Source organism: Paenibacillus validus NBRC 15382 (genome assembly GCF_004000985.1).
GTDB classification, from domain to species: domain Bacteria; phylum Bacillota; class Bacilli; order Paenibacillales; family NBRC-103111; genus Paenibacillus_G; species Paenibacillus_G validus.
On record NZ_BIMH01000074.1, the window covers coordinates 1 to 15,621 of the forward strand.

13 protein-coding genes are annotated in these 15,621 nt (G+C 53.3%); 4 read left to right on the forward strand and 9 right to left on the reverse strand.

The genetic code is table 11. The annotated features are described in order from the left end of the window. From PVA01S_RS27420 to PVA01S_RS25045, 5 genes are all read right to left on the reverse strand, one after another. Window positions 1-451 (reverse strand): M17 family peptidase N-terminal domain-containing protein (locus tag PVA01S_RS27420; RefSeq protein ID WP_280531833.1); only part of this gene is annotated, 451 nt, incomplete at its 3' end. Window positions 452-556: 105 nt separating this feature from the next. Further along, window positions 557-1,783: an aldo/keto reductase gene (locus PVA01S_RS25030; RefSeq protein WP_244933045.1), complete on the reverse strand. Its 1,227-nt coding sequence runs from the start codon at window positions 1,781-1,783 to the stop codon at window positions 557-559. 89 nt (window positions 1,784-1,872) lie between these two features. Continuing rightward, window positions 1,873-3,402, reverse strand: a complete 1,530-nt coding sequence (locus PVA01S_RS25035; protein WP_127610474.1) for an anti-sigma-I factor RsgI family protein — start codon at window positions 3,400-3,402, stop codon at window positions 1,873-1,875. A gap of 18 nt (window positions 3,403-3,420) precedes the next feature. Further along, window positions 3,421-4,206, reverse strand: coding sequence for an RNA polymerase sigma factor SigI (gene sigI, locus PVA01S_RS25040; RefSeq protein ID WP_127610476.1), 786 nt, complete (start codon window positions 4,204-4,206; stop codon window positions 3,421-3,423). 252 nt (window positions 4,207-4,458) lie between these two features. Next, window positions 4,459-4,887 (reverse strand): hypothetical protein, encoded by a 429-nt coding sequence (locus tag PVA01S_RS25045; protein ID WP_127610478.1) that lies wholly within the window; start codon window positions 4,885-4,887, stop codon window positions 4,459-4,461. A gap of 560 nt (window positions 4,888-5,447) precedes the next feature. Here PVA01S_RS25045 and PVA01S_RS25050 point away from each other — a divergent pair. From PVA01S_RS25050 to PVA01S_RS25060, 3 genes are all read left to right on the forward strand, one after another. After that, a complete protein-coding gene (locus PVA01S_RS25050) occupies window positions 5,448-5,660 on the forward strand; it encodes a KTSC domain-containing protein (protein ID WP_054797932.1) in 213 nt (70 codons plus the stop codon). A 234-nt stretch (window positions 5,661-5,894) separates the two neighbouring features. Beyond that, on the forward strand, window positions 5,895-7,865 hold the full coding sequence (locus tag PVA01S_RS25055; protein WP_164751970.1) for a glycoside hydrolase family 15 protein: 1,971 nt from the start codon (window positions 5,895-5,897) through the stop codon (window positions 7,863-7,865). Between the two features lie 508 nt (window positions 7,866-8,373). Further along, entirely contained in the window at window positions 8,374-9,711 is a 1,338-nt protein-coding gene (locus tag PVA01S_RS25060) for a 5'-deoxyadenosine deaminase (protein ID WP_127610482.1), read from the forward strand. Window positions 9,712-9,904: 193 nt separating this feature from the next. Here PVA01S_RS25060 and gcvH read toward each other — a convergent pair whose 3' ends face one another. The 3 genes from gcvH to leuB form a co-directional block, all read right to left on the reverse strand. Continuing rightward, window positions 9,905-10,288 (reverse strand): glycine cleavage system protein GcvH, encoded by a 384-nt coding sequence (gene gcvH / locus PVA01S_RS25065; RefSeq protein WP_127610484.1) that lies wholly within the window; start codon window positions 10,286-10,288, stop codon window positions 9,905-9,907. 104 nt (window positions 10,289-10,392) lie between these two features. Continuing rightward, complete coding sequence (locus PVA01S_RS25070; RefSeq protein WP_054800195.1) at window positions 10,393-10,941, reverse strand: peroxiredoxin; 549 nt, start codon at window positions 10,939-10,941, stop codon at window positions 10,393-10,395. Between the two features lie 246 nt (window positions 10,942-11,187). Continuing rightward, window positions 11,188-12,267, reverse strand: coding sequence for a 3-isopropylmalate dehydrogenase (gene leuB / locus PVA01S_RS25075; RefSeq protein WP_127610486.1), 1,080 nt, complete (start codon window positions 12,265-12,267; stop codon window positions 11,188-11,190). A gap of 237 nt (window positions 12,268-12,504) precedes the next feature. Between leuB and PVA01S_RS25080 the strand changes: the two genes are divergently transcribed. Continuing rightward, the gene (locus PVA01S_RS25080; protein WP_127610488.1) at window positions 12,505-13,710 is read left to right on the forward strand and encodes an aminotransferase-like domain-containing protein; all 1,206 of its coding nucleotides are present in this window, start codon (window positions 12,505-12,507) and stop codon (window positions 13,708-13,710) included. A 63-nt stretch (window positions 13,711-13,773) separates the two neighbouring features. On the opposite strand, the gene ltrA is transcribed toward PVA01S_RS25080, so the two are convergent. Next, window positions 13,774-15,210, reverse strand: a complete 1,437-nt coding sequence (gene ltrA, locus PVA01S_RS25085) for a group II intron reverse transcriptase/maturase (RefSeq protein ID WP_127610490.1) — start codon at window positions 15,208-15,210, stop codon at window positions 13,774-13,776. Between the last annotated feature and the right edge of the window lie 411 nt (window positions 15,211-15,621).

The following is a 15,621-nucleotide window of genomic DNA, read 5'->3' on the forward strand; positions in this document are numbered from 1 at the left end:
CGAGCCTTTGGCCGAGCGCGGCGCGGGCCGCATAGACGCCAGCGTCGCGCCAGGCGTCGGTGCTCACGCGGGCGGCTTCGCCAAGCCCGCAGAGCAGCAGGGCCTGATAGCCGCGCATCAGGCCTAGCGTCGGCAAGGCCTCGGTCTCCCCGAGGCCGGCCGAGAATCGTCCGCGCTCCTGCGAGGCGCGGACCGCTTGCACCAGCGCGGCCGGCACGGCCATGCCGGCCTCCGCCGCCCACGTCCCCGCGGCCAAAGCCTCGCGGGTGACGAACAGCACGAGCGCATCCGTGCCGGCGCTTGCCGCTGCTCCTGCCGGGATTCCCTCGCTTTCGCTTGTCCCTTCTGCCTCCACACTTCCATCCGCTCCCGCACTTGCTTCTACACCTGCATCGGCTAATACGATACGCAGTCGTAACTCCTGCGTCACATAGCGCTCGAACGCATCCATATCCGCTCACACCTTCCTCCGACCGTTATGTAGGTCGCACGACTTCCCGGTTTCTTTTCCTGCCGCAGCTCGTGCGCTTGCATCTACTAATCGTTACGCCCATACTTAAGCCATTCCGCTCACCTTGTAATAATCGGCAGCCCCCATGACGACCTCGCGCATCGGCAGATGGTAAGGACACATCGGCTCGCACAAGGGCTTCTCCTTACAGGGCTCATGGTCGGCGCACGATAAAATCTTTTCCTTATTGTTCTGATAAAATCCGTCGCCCTTCGGCAGCAGGCCGAACGTCTTGCGGATTTGACTGGAAATCATAATGTCCGGAATCGCGATCTCCACCGGACAAGAGCAATAATTGCAGCGCCGGCAGTTATGCCCGCCCAGGTCAGCCGCCAGCCGCTCCAGCTCGGCACGCTCCGCGTGCCCCACTTCTTCGCGCATCGCCGCGATATTCTCTTCGACCTCGGCCTTGCTGACCATCCCGGACAGGATCACGTGAACATCTTGGCTGAACGGGTAGCGTATCGCCTTCGCCACGGGTTGAATAAAACCGCCCGACAGCGGCTTCATGGCCGTTTTCCCCATATTCAGACGGGTTAACTCCGGAATCAGCTCATCCAACGCGAACGGCTGCGCCAAATTCAGATGGAACAACACTTGATCGAACTGCTCCTTCTTAATCCACCTGGCCAACAAATCGGGCCGGTGCCCGGTAATGCCGATATACCGGATGTACCCCTTCTCTTTCATCTCCAGCGCCGCCCGGTAAGCGCCTTCTTCGGCCATGGCCGCCTGATATTCCTCCACCTTATTCACATAATGGATTTGCAAAAGATCGATACAATCGGTCTTCATTCGCACCAGGCTTCGCTCGATCTCTTCCTTCGCCGTCTTGTAATCCCGCTTCGATGTCTTGGTAGCCAAAAAGTACTCCGACCGTCGGTGTGAAATGCATTCCCCGATAATTTCCTCGCTGTTGCGGTAGCCCGCCGCTGTATCGATATAATTAATCCCTTGATCGAGCGCATAGTTTAACGCTTCCCGCGCTTGCTCCAGCGGAACTCCCGGCAAATTCATCGCTCCAAAACCGAGCGAAGATACCCGATAGCCCGTCTTGCCGAATATGGAATAACGCATGACGTCCGTTTCCCTCCCCTGGTCCCTTGGTCCATAAGCTCTTTGATCATTATAGTTCAAACCTACGCGAAAAAACACCCGTCCCCGGGTGTCCGTATCATCCAACTTGCCTCTTGCCAAGGCGGCTTTGCCGATAGCTTCAAAAAAACCGCACCCGGCCTGAATCAACAGCCGAATACGGTTCTCTTTCTTCAAGCGCCCCCCTGCCGTACACGCATCGCTCCCAGCCGTGTCACGGCAAGGATGGCTGATAGGCACCCATCGGCAGCGCAAGGAGATGACGTTTAATCGTCATTGTTATCACGGTCCCTGTTCCTGGAATCGTCCGACGTGGAGGAATTGCTATTCTGCTCCTGATTCTTCTTCACTTCTTCTTGCCTCTTCCTGGCATCTTCCTGCTTCCTGCGTGCTTCCTCTTCCAGCTTCTTGCGTTCATCCTCCAACTTTTTCCGGGCTTCTTCCTGCTTCTCGCGCGCTTCCTCTTGCTGTTTCTTGCGTTCTTCCTCTTGCTTCTTCCGCGCTTCTTCCTGCTGATTCCGTTCTTCTTCCTGCTTCTTCTTCCTCTCTTCCGTCTGCTTCTTTAAATCTTCGAGGCGCCGGGCTTCTTCGCGCCGACGCTCATCATCCTTCTTTGCTTGCTCTTTATTGTTTGGGTTGTTGTCTTTCCTGTCGTCGCCCTTATTTGAGCCCGACCCGGACGATACCGGCTTCGTTACACCGGTCGACGGCTTCACGTTCGTGCCCTTGCGATCATCGTCGCGATCGTCGTCACGGTCGTCGTCGCGATCGTTGGACGATTTGCCGGTCGTACCGTTTCTCTTGGCATCGTCTTTATTGCCGCTGCCGGAAGAACCGTTTTTGCCGCCGGACATCACCGGTCCCGATTTATCGGAAGAGCCGTTCGTCGTCCAACCGTTCCTGCCGTTCGACGTAGTTCCTTTGCCGGAGCCGGTTTCCGTTTTCTTCTCCGCCACCTTTTTATCCAGCTCGCCCGCTTTTTCCTGCTTCACGAGCTGCTTCAAATCGGCCTTCGTCGGCAGTTGATTCAGTCGAATCGATTGGGCTATATCCGGCTTCGATTTGGAAATTTTCAGCACCGATTCCTTCTTCAGCTCCTCCAGCGTCACATCCGCCCCGCTGTTCTTTGCATTCAAATAAACGGAATATTTCCCCGTCGAGACACCGTTCTGATTGGCCGCCTCGCGAACTTCCGCCGGTGCCGCAAAAGCGGCTATTTGATAAGACTTCGCCTGCTGCGGGTGTGTCGTTTCAATGTGCTTGGCCACCTGCTGCTTCAGCTTGGCCGCGAGCGATTCGTCGTTCACCTTGCTGCCCTCCTGCACGACGGTGCTGGTAATGACGATTTCCGCCTCGCCCCCGGCGAGCGCCTTCTGCTCGGCCTTATCCAGCAAGCCTTCGGTCACTTGCTCAAGCTTTTTCCCCTTATACTCGAGCGATTCGACCAAGGCTATCCCATCTTCATTCAAGCCCCGAAGCTCCAGCACGTTCTCGTCGATGTCGATGCCCATCTCGACGCTCGGATTGATGTCCATCGATATGTAGGCGACAACCTCAGGACTGCCGAGCTTGCCGTTAAAGCTTGCGAACAGCACCAGGCAAAAAATGACGGCCGCCGCAATGGCGGATCTTCCCGCTACCGAGGGACTTCGCCAGTTGATGCCGGAACTCGCATAGACGATCTCTTCCCCGATTTCACAGGCTCTCGTTTTACGGGAAATACGGTCGAACTTGCCGTCGGACCGCATCACCACAATGTGCCTGTCCGTCATTTCCATGACGATTCCTTTATGCATATACGTCCCCCCCTTCCTTTAAGCCTCATCTCTGATATGTAAATAGTCTTTCAAATACGGGTACGGTCCGTTAAATATCAGAGCGACGGCGATAATGAATTTCCGATTACGTTCCAATGTTTTGCGGGAGACGTTTACCTGATCCAACAGTTCTTTAATCGGCAGCATGCGCTTTTGCAGCATGAGCCGCATCAAGTCTGCGTCGTCGGACAGTTTCTTGGCGATCCCGAATAAAGCTTGCCGCGAATCGTCATGCTTGGGTGAAGCCTCCACCAGCTCGTCAAATTTGATACCAAAGTCCGACAAGGAGCGGCTCAGATCGACGATCTCGCTTCGCCGTTCTTCCATGCCTTTCTGTTTCTCATACTGCTCGATCGCTTGGTGAATTTCGACCGGGTTGACCGTATGTTCCTCCTCGTCCTCCACCTCGAACGTGCTATAAGGAATTTGCCCGGCAAAACGCTGCTCTTTACGCACATAATCGATCAGCCTCCGGCGGATGACTTGCTCCGAGAACCCTAGAAACGAACGGCCCGCCTGCGGCGAAAACTGATTGATTGCCTCGTTGAAAGCACCTAGCGCGATGCTGAATTCGTCGTCCCTCGCAGGATCGACGTAACGTTTGCAAAATCGGCTTGTGACCTTCGCAACATATGGCTGATAATCGGTTATAAATTGGTTGCGTAGGCGCAGATCACCTTCTTGAATTCGAATGACAATCTCTTCCGGAGTTTGCAGTTTCTCCGGCTCCGTGTGGTGTGATTGACGTTTTCCTAAAAATCTTTTAAATAAAACAAGCAGCAACCGTTCCACCTCACACTAAATTTTTCGCTACCCTCTATACGATTACGGGGGTACAGCAGACGAGCTCCCCCTAGATTCTTACAGGAATATTTATGAAAAAAAACGTCCCTCCCGGCAGCGTGACGAACGCTGGACCGGAACGGATTCCGGGCACATCGTCATGTTGCCGATCACGCTGCTTCTCCCCGAGAACCGGTTGGGATGAAGAGGAGAAAGCGCGTGGTGGAGGGACGTTTCGTCGGGTCGTAAAGATCAGGACATGCCGCGCATCGTTTTTTTACTTTTCAGCTTGTTTCGACGCTGGCTCAAGACGTTCAACCGCTTCTTCAGTTGCCGCTCCCATTCGTCATCGCCGATTTCCTTGGCGACCGTGAGCAGGTCGAGCGCCATGTCGATTTGGCTGCGCACCACATCGAGCGGTTCTTCATCCTCGTGGTTCACGCAGTTCTCGAACAATTCGGCTTGATCGCGGTTCTCCACATACTCGCCGAAATCAACTTCCGGAGCTCCGTCCCCATGCGCATATTCGGCCAATATTTCGTATTCGTTCTCCACCAGATGATGCACTTCTACCCGGTGGCAAACCGGACAAAACAACAGAGGCACATTGTGAATCTGCGTTCTTATATGTTTTAACGTCCCCTTAGTCCCCAACATGCTGGCGCCGCAGCAAAAGCTCATTCACATTCGCCTCCAGTTTTGCATCTAAGTGACAACCGACATCGTAAATTGCGATACTGCGTTGTACGGTGTTGACAACCGGGCATCCGCTGCGATGCAGCAGCTGTAACACAGGCCGTGTTCCCCTTCGGGAGTCCGACCATCCTTAAAGTTATTCGACCAAATGTGTCAAAAATCCTCTTTTCCCCGAAAAACGCCATATGCTAAATATTGGTTGCGTATCATACCGCACGATTTTGGGAAAATTAACGCTTATTCCAACTGTATGAAGTGAGGTTTCGGGTTTATGATCAATCGCGTAAAGGAAAACTCCGGATCATCGGTACCCCGGCACTCGTTATGCACCGCTTAGCCGCCTCTATCCTGCTAGGTGCTCGGCGATTAGGACGCCGCTGTATTCGCACTTGTAGAGCGGTGCCGCAAACGTATTCTAAACTTCATGCAAGCGGCATACATATCTAAATAAAGGCTTCGTCTTCGGAAAATCCGCTGCCGTTCCTACTGGCGCAGTCGGATTTTTCCCACTTAACCCCCGCGTCCCCGAAAGGAGAGAATCGCTTGTGCAATTAATTTCGATCGGCTCCAAGCAAATTCCGTTCGTGCAGTATGATGACCAAGCCTCGCAAATGCATATTCAGTATTACACGGGTCAGACGTACACCTGCCTTGACGTCGCCCCCGACCAGTATCAGATGCTGCTGCAATCTCCCAACCGGTATGACATGATCATGCGAATGGCGGCCACGAAGACGGTATTTCCCCCTCAAGCGTAGACCGCGGATCAAGTACATAATCTCCCTTGCCCAGCGGGAGATTATTTTTTTTAGACTATCACTATTTAATTTTGGTAATAATAGGATGTGATTCTAGTAAGATCATCTTTTATTATCGCAAAAAAAGTGCGCCAGTATCCGTTTTCATTCATTTTCATGGATTGACCCACTTGCCAGAAAACGGTACTCTAAAGTATGAAGATAGCATTCTGGATAGAGAAGGATGTGGATGCATTGCCCAGACATCTTGTCATCGGGAACGGCAAGTTTTTAATCAACTTGGATCGCAACACCTTCATGCGCGATCTGTACTACCCTTATGTAGGGCAATTGAACCACATCGGCGGTTATCAGTGCCGCGTCGGCTTATGGGTGGACGGCAGTTTCACCTGGCTTTCCGATCCTGAATGGAATATCGAGCTTTCCTATGTCGAGGACTCGCTTGTCACGGAAGTCCGGGCATCGCATTATCATCTGGGTGTCACGCTGCTGATCAACGACGGGGTACACCAACGCGAAGACGTTTACTTGAAACGCATCCGAGTCCATAACCACTGGGATAAGGTCCGCGAAATCCGGCTGTTCTTCAATCAAGACTTGGTCATTAACGAAACCGAAGTCGGCGATACCGCCGCATACTATCCTCTGAACAACACCGTGTTTCATTATAAAAAAGACCGCTACTTCATGTTCAACGGCCTGACCGGCAGCGAAGGATTGTATCAATATACGACCGGCGTCAAACGATTTTATAACGCCGAAGGCACATGGCGCGACGCCGAGGACGGCCACTTGTCCGGGAACGCTATCGCGCAAGGCTCCGTCGACAGCACGATCTCCCTGCGTGCGCACGTGGCGCCGAACGCGGACGAATCGCTCTACTATTGGATGAGCGCAGGGAAAGACCTTGAAGAAGTGAAGAAGCTCGACGCTTATGTGAAAGAGAGCCACCCCGACAAACTGCTGGAGCGGGCCATCATCTACTGGCAGCGCTGGGTCAACAAGTCGGAACGCGATTACGGCAACCTGACCGAAGCTTGTATCCGCATGTACAAACAAAGCCTGCTGATCGTCCGGACCCAAACCGACGTCAATGGCGCGATTATCGCGGCTAACGACTCGGAAATCATGCAATCGAACCGCGATCATTACAGCTACATGTGGCCGCGGGACGGCGCGCTGATCGCGTACGCCATGACGATGGCCGGGTACCAGGGGATGATTACGCCGTTCTTCCATTTCTGCGCGAATGCGCTGTCTCCGGAAGGCTACCTGCATCATAAATATAACCCGGACGGTACTGTGGGGTCCAGCTGGCACCCTTATCTGAACGGAGGCAAAATGCAGCTGCCGATCCAGGAGGACGAAACCGCGCTCGTCTTGTTCGCACTGTGGCAGGATTACGTCCGCCACGAGGTGATCGAGCTGCCGCAGTCCCTGTATCGGACGCTTATCCGGCGCGCGGCGCGGTTCATGTCCAGCTATCTGGAGCATGACTTGTCCCTGCCCAAGCCGAGCTACGACCTGTGGGAGGAACGGTACGGCATTTATACGTTCACCGCGTCGGCGGTGTACGGCGGGTTGATCGCCGCGGCCAACTTCTGCAGCCTGTTCGGCGACGAAGAACGCTCCAACCGGTACCGCCATACCGCCGAGAAGATCAAGAACGGCATCCTGAAGCATCTATGGGACGAAGAGGAAGGCCGGTTCGTCCGCGGCTTGTACCTCGAGAACGGACAATGGGTCAAGGATCGTACTTACGAGAGCAGCGTTTACGGCATCTTCGAGTTTGGCGTCCTGCCGGCCGACGACCCCCGCGTCGTCAGCACGATGCGGGCGAACCGCGATCGCTTAACCATCAAAACCGATGTCGGCGGCGTCGCCCGCTACTACCACGACTATTACTTCCAGCGTTCTTCCGATATCGAGAATATCCCGGGCAACCCGTGGATCATTTGTACGCTGTGGATCGCAGAGTGGGAAATCGAATACGCCAAGACGCTCGCCGATCTCGAATCGCCGCGCAAGACACTCGAATGGGTCGTCCAGCACGCGATGGAAAGCGGTATTTTGCCGGAACAGCTCGATCCGTTCAATGGCGATCCGGTCTCGGTCGCCCCGCTCACTTGGTCGCATGCGACCTACGTGCTCGCCGTCGTGAAGTATACCGAGAAGTACAAGAAGCTGCTCGCAGCTTCGAAATAAGTACAGAATAACGGGCAGTTCCGGGCAGGCAGAGCTCGGGTCTCCTGCTCCGGAGCTGCTCAAACCACACATAACGGAACAACAGTTCGCTTGCATGTGAGACGATCGCAGCCTTGAACTTCATGGAATAAAGCAACGCTGTTCCGCTATTCCTCAATTCGAGCCAGCTCTAGCCCCTTAGCCGCTTGCAATTTAAATGTCATTTAAAATAACATGAACATCTCTTTTTTTCATCATTTCCGATGTTTCTATCTCTTAATTGTTTAATAAGCATGTTAGTTCTTCAGTGGAATATTATAAATGTTATTTTACATAACACATATTGACATGTATATACCTATGAATTACAATTCGAGGTAAGCGAATAAGTATCCCCTTTTCGTTTACTAGAAACCGTACATTTCTAGCTGCGAAATAAATAGGCACGTTGTGCGTATTTTTTTCGTAGCTTTTTTGCATTCAAAGGAAGTTGAGCTCTTCATTTTCATATCAAACGGAGGAGTCAGTCATGGGAAGCTTGCTGATCAAGAATGCGCAAATCGTGACGATGAATGCACGCGAGGACATTGTAACCGGAGACGTCCGGATTCAGGACGACCTCATTCACGCCATCGGGCCCGACTTACAACCGATACCGGATGAGACGATCATTGACGCAACAGGTAGAACCGTCATTCCCGGCTTCGTCCAAACGCATATCCACCTGTGCCAAACGCTCTTCCGAGGCAAAGCCGACGATCTGGAGCTGCTCGATTGGTTAAAAAAGCGGATTTGGCCGCTGGAAGCCGCTCACGATCAGGAATCCATCTATTATTCGGCCATGCTCGGCATTGGCGAGTTGATCCAAAGCGGCACGACAACCATTGTCGATATGGAGACGGTCCATCATACGGACTATGCGTTTCAAGCGATTGCCGAAAGCGGAATTCGCGCCTTATCCGGGAAGGTCATGATGGATAAGGGAGATGAGGTCCCTTTACCTTTGCAAGAGAATACCTGGAACTCCCTCCAACAAAGCGTCGATTTGCTGGAGAAGTGGAACGGCTTCGATAACGGCCGCATCCAGTACGCGTTCTCCCCGAGATTCGTCATCTCATGCACCGAAGCCTTGTTACGGGAGGTTCAGAAGCTCTCGGCGCAGTATGAGGCGAAGGTGCACACCCATGCTTCGGAGAATCAGCATGAGATTCAAATCGTACAAGCAGAAACCGGCATGCGTAATGTCGTCTACCTCGATCACTTAGGTCTGGCGAACGAACGGTTGATACTGGCGCACTGCATCTGGCTGGATGCGGAAGAGAAGCGGATTATCCGTGAGAGAGGCGTGCACGTCAGCCATTGTCCCGGCTCCAATCTGAAGTTGGCGTCCGGTATTGCCGATACGCCGGGGATGCTGGAACTTGATATTTCCTTAAGCCTGGGCGCCGATGGGGCTCCGTGCAACAACAATCTGGATATGTTTAACGAGATGCGGCTGGCCGCGCTTATTCAGAAGCCCGTTCACGGCCCGACGGCCATGAACGCCCGTAGCGTCTTTCGTATGGCTACCATTGGCGGAGCCCGGGCCGTCGGCTTGGAGAAGCAGATCGGAAGCTTGGAACTCGGCAAGAAAGCCGACATGGCGATCTTGAACCTGAACAACTTCCACATGTACCCGTCCTTCGATGTCGATCCGATCTCCCGGATCGTCTACTCCGCCACCAGAGCCGACGTCGAAACGACCATTATTAACGGCAAGATCATCATGGAGAACGGAAAGATGCGAACGATCAACAAAGACGTCATCTTGCACGAAGCGAATCGTTCGATCCAGCGTCTGTTGAAACGAACCGCAATCAGCCGCTAGCGAAACAGCCGGGGATACACAGGCGTCGGCGCTCTGTCGGGGCGCCGACGCCGCTCCTTCAGGCACGTGGATGGGGGATTGATTCGGCAGACTTGCGGCCATTCTCATAAGAAAAGCTCCTGATCGGAGCCCTTTCGAGGAAAATCGCTATATATCAAGAGAAAAACAACCCCGACGAAGCAAGGTTGTCCGTTTATTCGTGGGCATAAGTTTGTTCGTACTTCGCTGCGTCCCAGAGCTTGTCCAATTCGGCCGGATCGCTCATCTCGACGACTAACACCCAACCCTGCCCGTAGGGTGACATGTTGATAAGGCCCGGGTTCTCGTTCAACTTCCGGTTGATGTCGATCACCTTACCGGATACCGGCGCGTACAGTTCAGTAACCGTTTTCACCGATTCCATACTGCCGAACGGTTCTCCCGCGCGCAGCGTCTCCCCCACTTCCGGGAGCTCAATAAACACGATGACGCCGAACTCCTCCTGCGCAAAATCGGTTAACCCGACAACCGCGCGGTTTCCTTCAAGGCGTACCCATTCGTGATTTTCGCTGTATTTCAGTCCTTGGATGATTTCCATCGATCGCTCTCCTTCGTAACCTTCTTAAGCTCATATAGCGTGGAAAAACCCCAGAGCCTGCCCGGGTAGGCAGACTGAGGGGTATAAGGGTCGGAAAAATCCGATTATTTCGCCACCAAGTGCTTGTCCCCTTTTTTCCAACCAACAGGGCACAAACCGCCGGATTGCAAAGCTTCGAGTACGCGGAGCGTTTCTTCAACGCTGCGGCCTACATTGTTATGGTGAACGACTTGGTATTGCAATTCGCCTTCCGGATTGATGATGAACAAGCCGCGAAGCGCGATACCTTCTTCTTCGATCAATACACCGTAGTCACGGGCTACGGATTTCGTCAGATCGGATGCAAGCGGGAAGTTCAGCTTACCAAGACCGTTTTGGTCCACTGGTGTGTTGATCCATGCGCGATGGGAATGTTTGCTGTCAACCGATACGCCAAGGATTTCAGCGTTCACAGCTTTGAACTGAGGCGCCGCATCGCTGATCGCCGTAATTTCTGTCGGGCAAACGAAAGTGAAGTCGAGCGGATAGAAGAACAAGACGAGCCATTTGCCCTTGTAATCGGAAAGAGAGACTTTACCGAAATCGGAGCCATCGCCCAGAACTGTTTCCATTGTGAAATCAGGAGCCGGTTTACCTACTAAACGTTCAGACATGTGTATAATATCCTCCTTGTTGTAATTTATTGATAATGATTATCACACTTTAAATCCTATCATTCGACAATAGCAAAGTCAAGATTAAAGCAATTACTTCATGATAATCATTATAAACTGTCACATTTTGTACAAAATTGTCGGTCTCTTATCCCTTTTGGACTGGACTGACAAAAAAACTCTTAAGAAAGAGTATTTCCCAAGAGTTTAACTGTATACCCGGTTATAGTTTATTAACTAGCAAGCTTATTTACGGATTGCGTTCACGATCAAATCGCCCATCGCTACGGTACCGATGGCTTTGCTCTTATCGACAGCGATGTCGCCTGTACGGTGACCTGCATCAAGCACTTCTTTCACGGCGCGCTCGATCGCTTCCGCCGCGTCATGGTATCCGAACGTGAGGCGGTACATCAAGGCGACGGACAAGATGGTCGCGATCGGGTTCGAGATGCCTTGTCCCGCAATATCCGGCGCAGAGCCGTGTACCGGCTCGTACAAGCCGAAGGCGCCTTCGCCAAGGGAAGCGGAAGACAACATCCCGATCGAACCGGTCAGCATAGCCGCTTCGTCACTAAGAATATCTCCGAACATGTTCTCCGTCACGATGACGTCGAAGCTGGACGGACGGCGCAGCAGCTGCATCGCGCAGTTGTCCACGAGCACATGCTCAAGCTCGACATCCGGATATTCCGGCGCAATCCGGTTAACCACTTCACGCCACAGGCGGGAAGTCTCAAGCACGTTCGCTTTGTCGACCGAAGCAAGCTTCTTGCGGCGGGTTTGGGCAATTTCGAACGCTTGGCGCACGATACGCTCCACTTCTGTCACGTTATACACGCACGTATCGACGGCTTCCTGGCCTTGCGCGCCTTCGCGGCGGAACTTCTCTCCGAAGTAGATGCCGCCGGTCAGCTCGCGCACCACAATCAGGTCGGTGCCCTCGAGTACTTCCGGTTTCAAGGTCGAAGCGTCTTTCAAGCAATCGAACACGTTCGCCGGGCGAATGTTCGAGAATAAACCGAGTGCTTTACGAATGCCGAGCAAGCCCGTTTCGGGGCGAAGTTCTTTCGGGTTATTGTCCCATTTCGGACCTCCGACTGCGCCGAGCAGCACAGCGTCGGAATTTTTACAGATGTCCAGCGTCTCTTGCGGCAGCGGAGTGCCTTTCTCATCGATCGCGATTCCGCCGAACAGACCGTGCTCGAATTCAAAACGGTAGCCGAACAGCTCCTCTGTCTTCTTCATCACTTTAATCGCTTCCGCCACAACTTCGGGACCGATCCCGTCGCCTGCGATGACGGCGATTTTCTTTACATCTGCCATTCGTTCCACTCCTCATTTCATTGGGGTTCATTAGTTCAGTTGTAGCATATTTATCCGCTGTTTACAAAGATATAAAATCTATCATCTTCATAGGCATTGACTATATACCTATAGGTTGATCCTCGGGACCGATTTGAAGGTTGTCATCCTAGTTGCAAAGGATTAAAATAAATTTAATAGATTCAATACAACTATAAAGCGCGACATAACTGCCCGCTGTTAAAGGAGTCCATTCCCATGAATTATCGCTTCTCGGAGACGATCGACAGCTTCAAATCGTCCGCCGTTCGTGAGATTCTGAAGCTCACGCAAGGACGCTCGATCATTTCGCTCGCCGGCGGTTTGCCGAATGAGCAATACTTTCCGCTGGATGCCGTACGAGACGCGTTCGCGCGCGTGTTCGAGCAAGGCAACAGCGTACTGCAATACGGATTAACGGAAGGCTTCACCCCTTTACGGGAAAGCATTTCCAAGCATTTGGCGCGCAAAGGCATTCATGCCGGCATCGACAACATGCTGCTTACAACCGGCTCTCAGCAAGCGATCGACCTGCTGACGAAAATTTATGTCGACCCGGGCGACGTCATTCTGGTAGAGAAGCCGACGTATTTGGCCGCCATTCAAGTGTTTCAATCGCATAAAGCGCGGCTTGTATCGGTGGACTGCGACACGGACGGCATGAACCCGGAAGATTTGGAACGCAAAATCAAGCTGCATCAGCCGAAGTTCGTGTACGTCATCCCGACGTTCGCCAACCCGACAGGAAAAGCCTGGAGCATCGAACGCCGGCAGCATACGCTGGACATCTGTAAGCGCAACAACGTGCTCATTCTGGAGGACGATCCATACGGAGAGCTGCGTTTCGGCAAAGGCGAGCCCTTGCCTTCCATCTTCTCGCTGGGCGGCGAGGCGGACGGCAATCCGGTCATTTACACGAGCACCTTCTCCAAAATCGTCGCCCCTGCGCTGCGTACCGGCTGGGTCGTCGGCGATAAAGAAGTCATCCGCCATATGGCGCGCGCTAAACAAGCGGCCGACCTGCATTCGAGCACCATGGACCAGCAGGCGATCCACCAAATTTTCGAAAGCTTCGACATTTACGGTCACATTGATCTGATTCGTACGCAGTACGAGATCCGGATGCACCAAATGATCGATCTGTTGAAAGCGCAAAATTGGGAAGGTGTAAAGTGGGTTGAGCCGAAAGGCGGCATGTTCATCTGGGTGGAGATGCCACAGCACATCGATACCGCCGAACTGATGAAGTTCGCCGTCGAGGAAGGCGTCGCTTTCGTACCGGGCGTCAGCTTCTATGCCGACGAGCCGCAAACGAATTCGATGCGACTCAACTTTACGCATACGGACTACGAAGAAATGAAAACGGCGTTCGAGCGGCTGAACCGCGCCATCGAAAAGTTACAATCGGTTGCCGTTCAACCGTAAGACACACTTCCGATTATTCGCCTTCTGAGATCGAGTAGGAGGAGGCGCCTAGCCTCCGTCCTCTCACACCACCGTACATGCGGGTCCGCATACGGCGGTTCCAAAAGGTTGACAAAGCTCTAAATAACGAGAAAGCAAACTTTTCAGCCCTTTCGCTTCCCAATAGGAAGCCGGAAGGGCGTTGTTTGTGTTTCGAGACATTTCCCACGACCCGCGCCTGGAATTCGCCATCATAAAGCAAACCCATTCTGGAACGCCGAGTGCTCGGAGCTCGCGGATTCGGGTACGCACCCGTTTCCACTGCTTCCATAAGCACATACGCAATCTGCGTCGAATCCATTGGTCGAATTTCTCGCAGTGACCTTTCGCCGAGGCTAGTCGGAAGTAGCCGATCCAGCCGATGAGATAACGGTTCAACTGCAAAATCCGGTTTTCCATAGACATCGATCGCGCTCGGTTCGTCAGCTCCCGCACCTTCTCTTTGAATCGTGAGATGGTTTGTGGAGCTAATCGAATCGTCGCTTTCTTGTCCCTCAGGAAGCTAAAGCCGAGGAACTTACGGTTCCAAGGGCGGTCTACCGCGCTTTTCTCTCGATTCACTTTTAGTTTTAGTTTTCCTTCTACGAAGCGTGTTACCGACTCCATGACGCGTTCGCCCGCACGTTTACTGGCTACGAAGATATTACAGTCGTCCGCGTAGCGGACGAAACGCAATCCTCGTTTGGTTAGCTCTTTGTCCAAGTCATCCAGCAGGATGTTGGCTAAAAGCGGACTGAGCGGTCCACCCTGCGGCGTACCTTCTTCCGTCTTCTCGAGTACTCCATTCGCCATGACTCCTGCGTTTAGATAGGCACGGATCAGCTTCAGAACACGCTTGTCCGTCACTTTCCGCGCTACCCTTGCCATGAGCATGTCGTGGTTCACTCGGTCAAAGAACTTCGCCAAGTCCATGTCTACGACCCATCGAAAGCCTTCCTGGATGTAGTGCTGGGCTTGCTTTACCGCATCGTGCGCTCGCTTCCCGGGACGAAAGCCGTAGCTATGCCTCGAGAAGTCCACGTCAAAGATCGGATTCATTACTTGCAGAAGGGCTTGTTGGAGGAAACGGTCCATTACGGTCGGGATGCCGAGCAGCCTCACGCCGCCCCCGGGTTTGGGGATTTCCACCCGTTTGACGGGCATGGGTCTGTACGTTCCCGCAAGGAGTTCAGTTTTCGCCGTTTCCCAGTGTGTTTTCAGGTAAGCTTGTAGATGCGCTACCGTTACACTGTCCACACCGGGGGCTCCCCCGTTCTGCACCACTCGTTTGTAGGCGAGCCTGAGGTTATCTCCTCTGAGTATTTGCTCCAACAAGTCGTTATTCGCTTCGCGAGAGGAAGGGGCGGCTTGTGCCGACGAAGAACTCGGCGCTCCGGCATACCCTGACGGCTTCACCGCTTCTCTTTGCCGCGAGCTCTCTTGCGAGATATTCTGCTGTCTTTGCTCTTCATACGAACGCATCGGTTTCCTCTCTCCTTTCGGTTCAGCCCTTCCGGTTTCCGGCGTCCCGTACTCCCGTACTATGGCTTCTGCTGACTCCTGCGGATTCAGCGCGGCTTCTCAGCCGCGGTTACGAAGTGACTTCGCGTGTTCCGCAGGTCTCCCCAGATAAGAACGTCATCTTTCTGCCCGCAGCCACTGGAGTCTACAACGTTAGCTCTTGGCGACTTCGGATTTCGTCATGTATGGGTGACTCATCCAGCTAACCCTGCCTCAAATCCAGTTCGTGTACCTTGGCTCGTGCATTTGCCTCCAGCTTCCTTCAGATTCCGCCTCGCGGTGGACACCCTTGCTCTTGGCTAACGGTAGGCGTTCGCCAGCCCCCGTTCGGGACTCTCACCCTAGAGATGACGCCCATGCTGGGCGTACCAT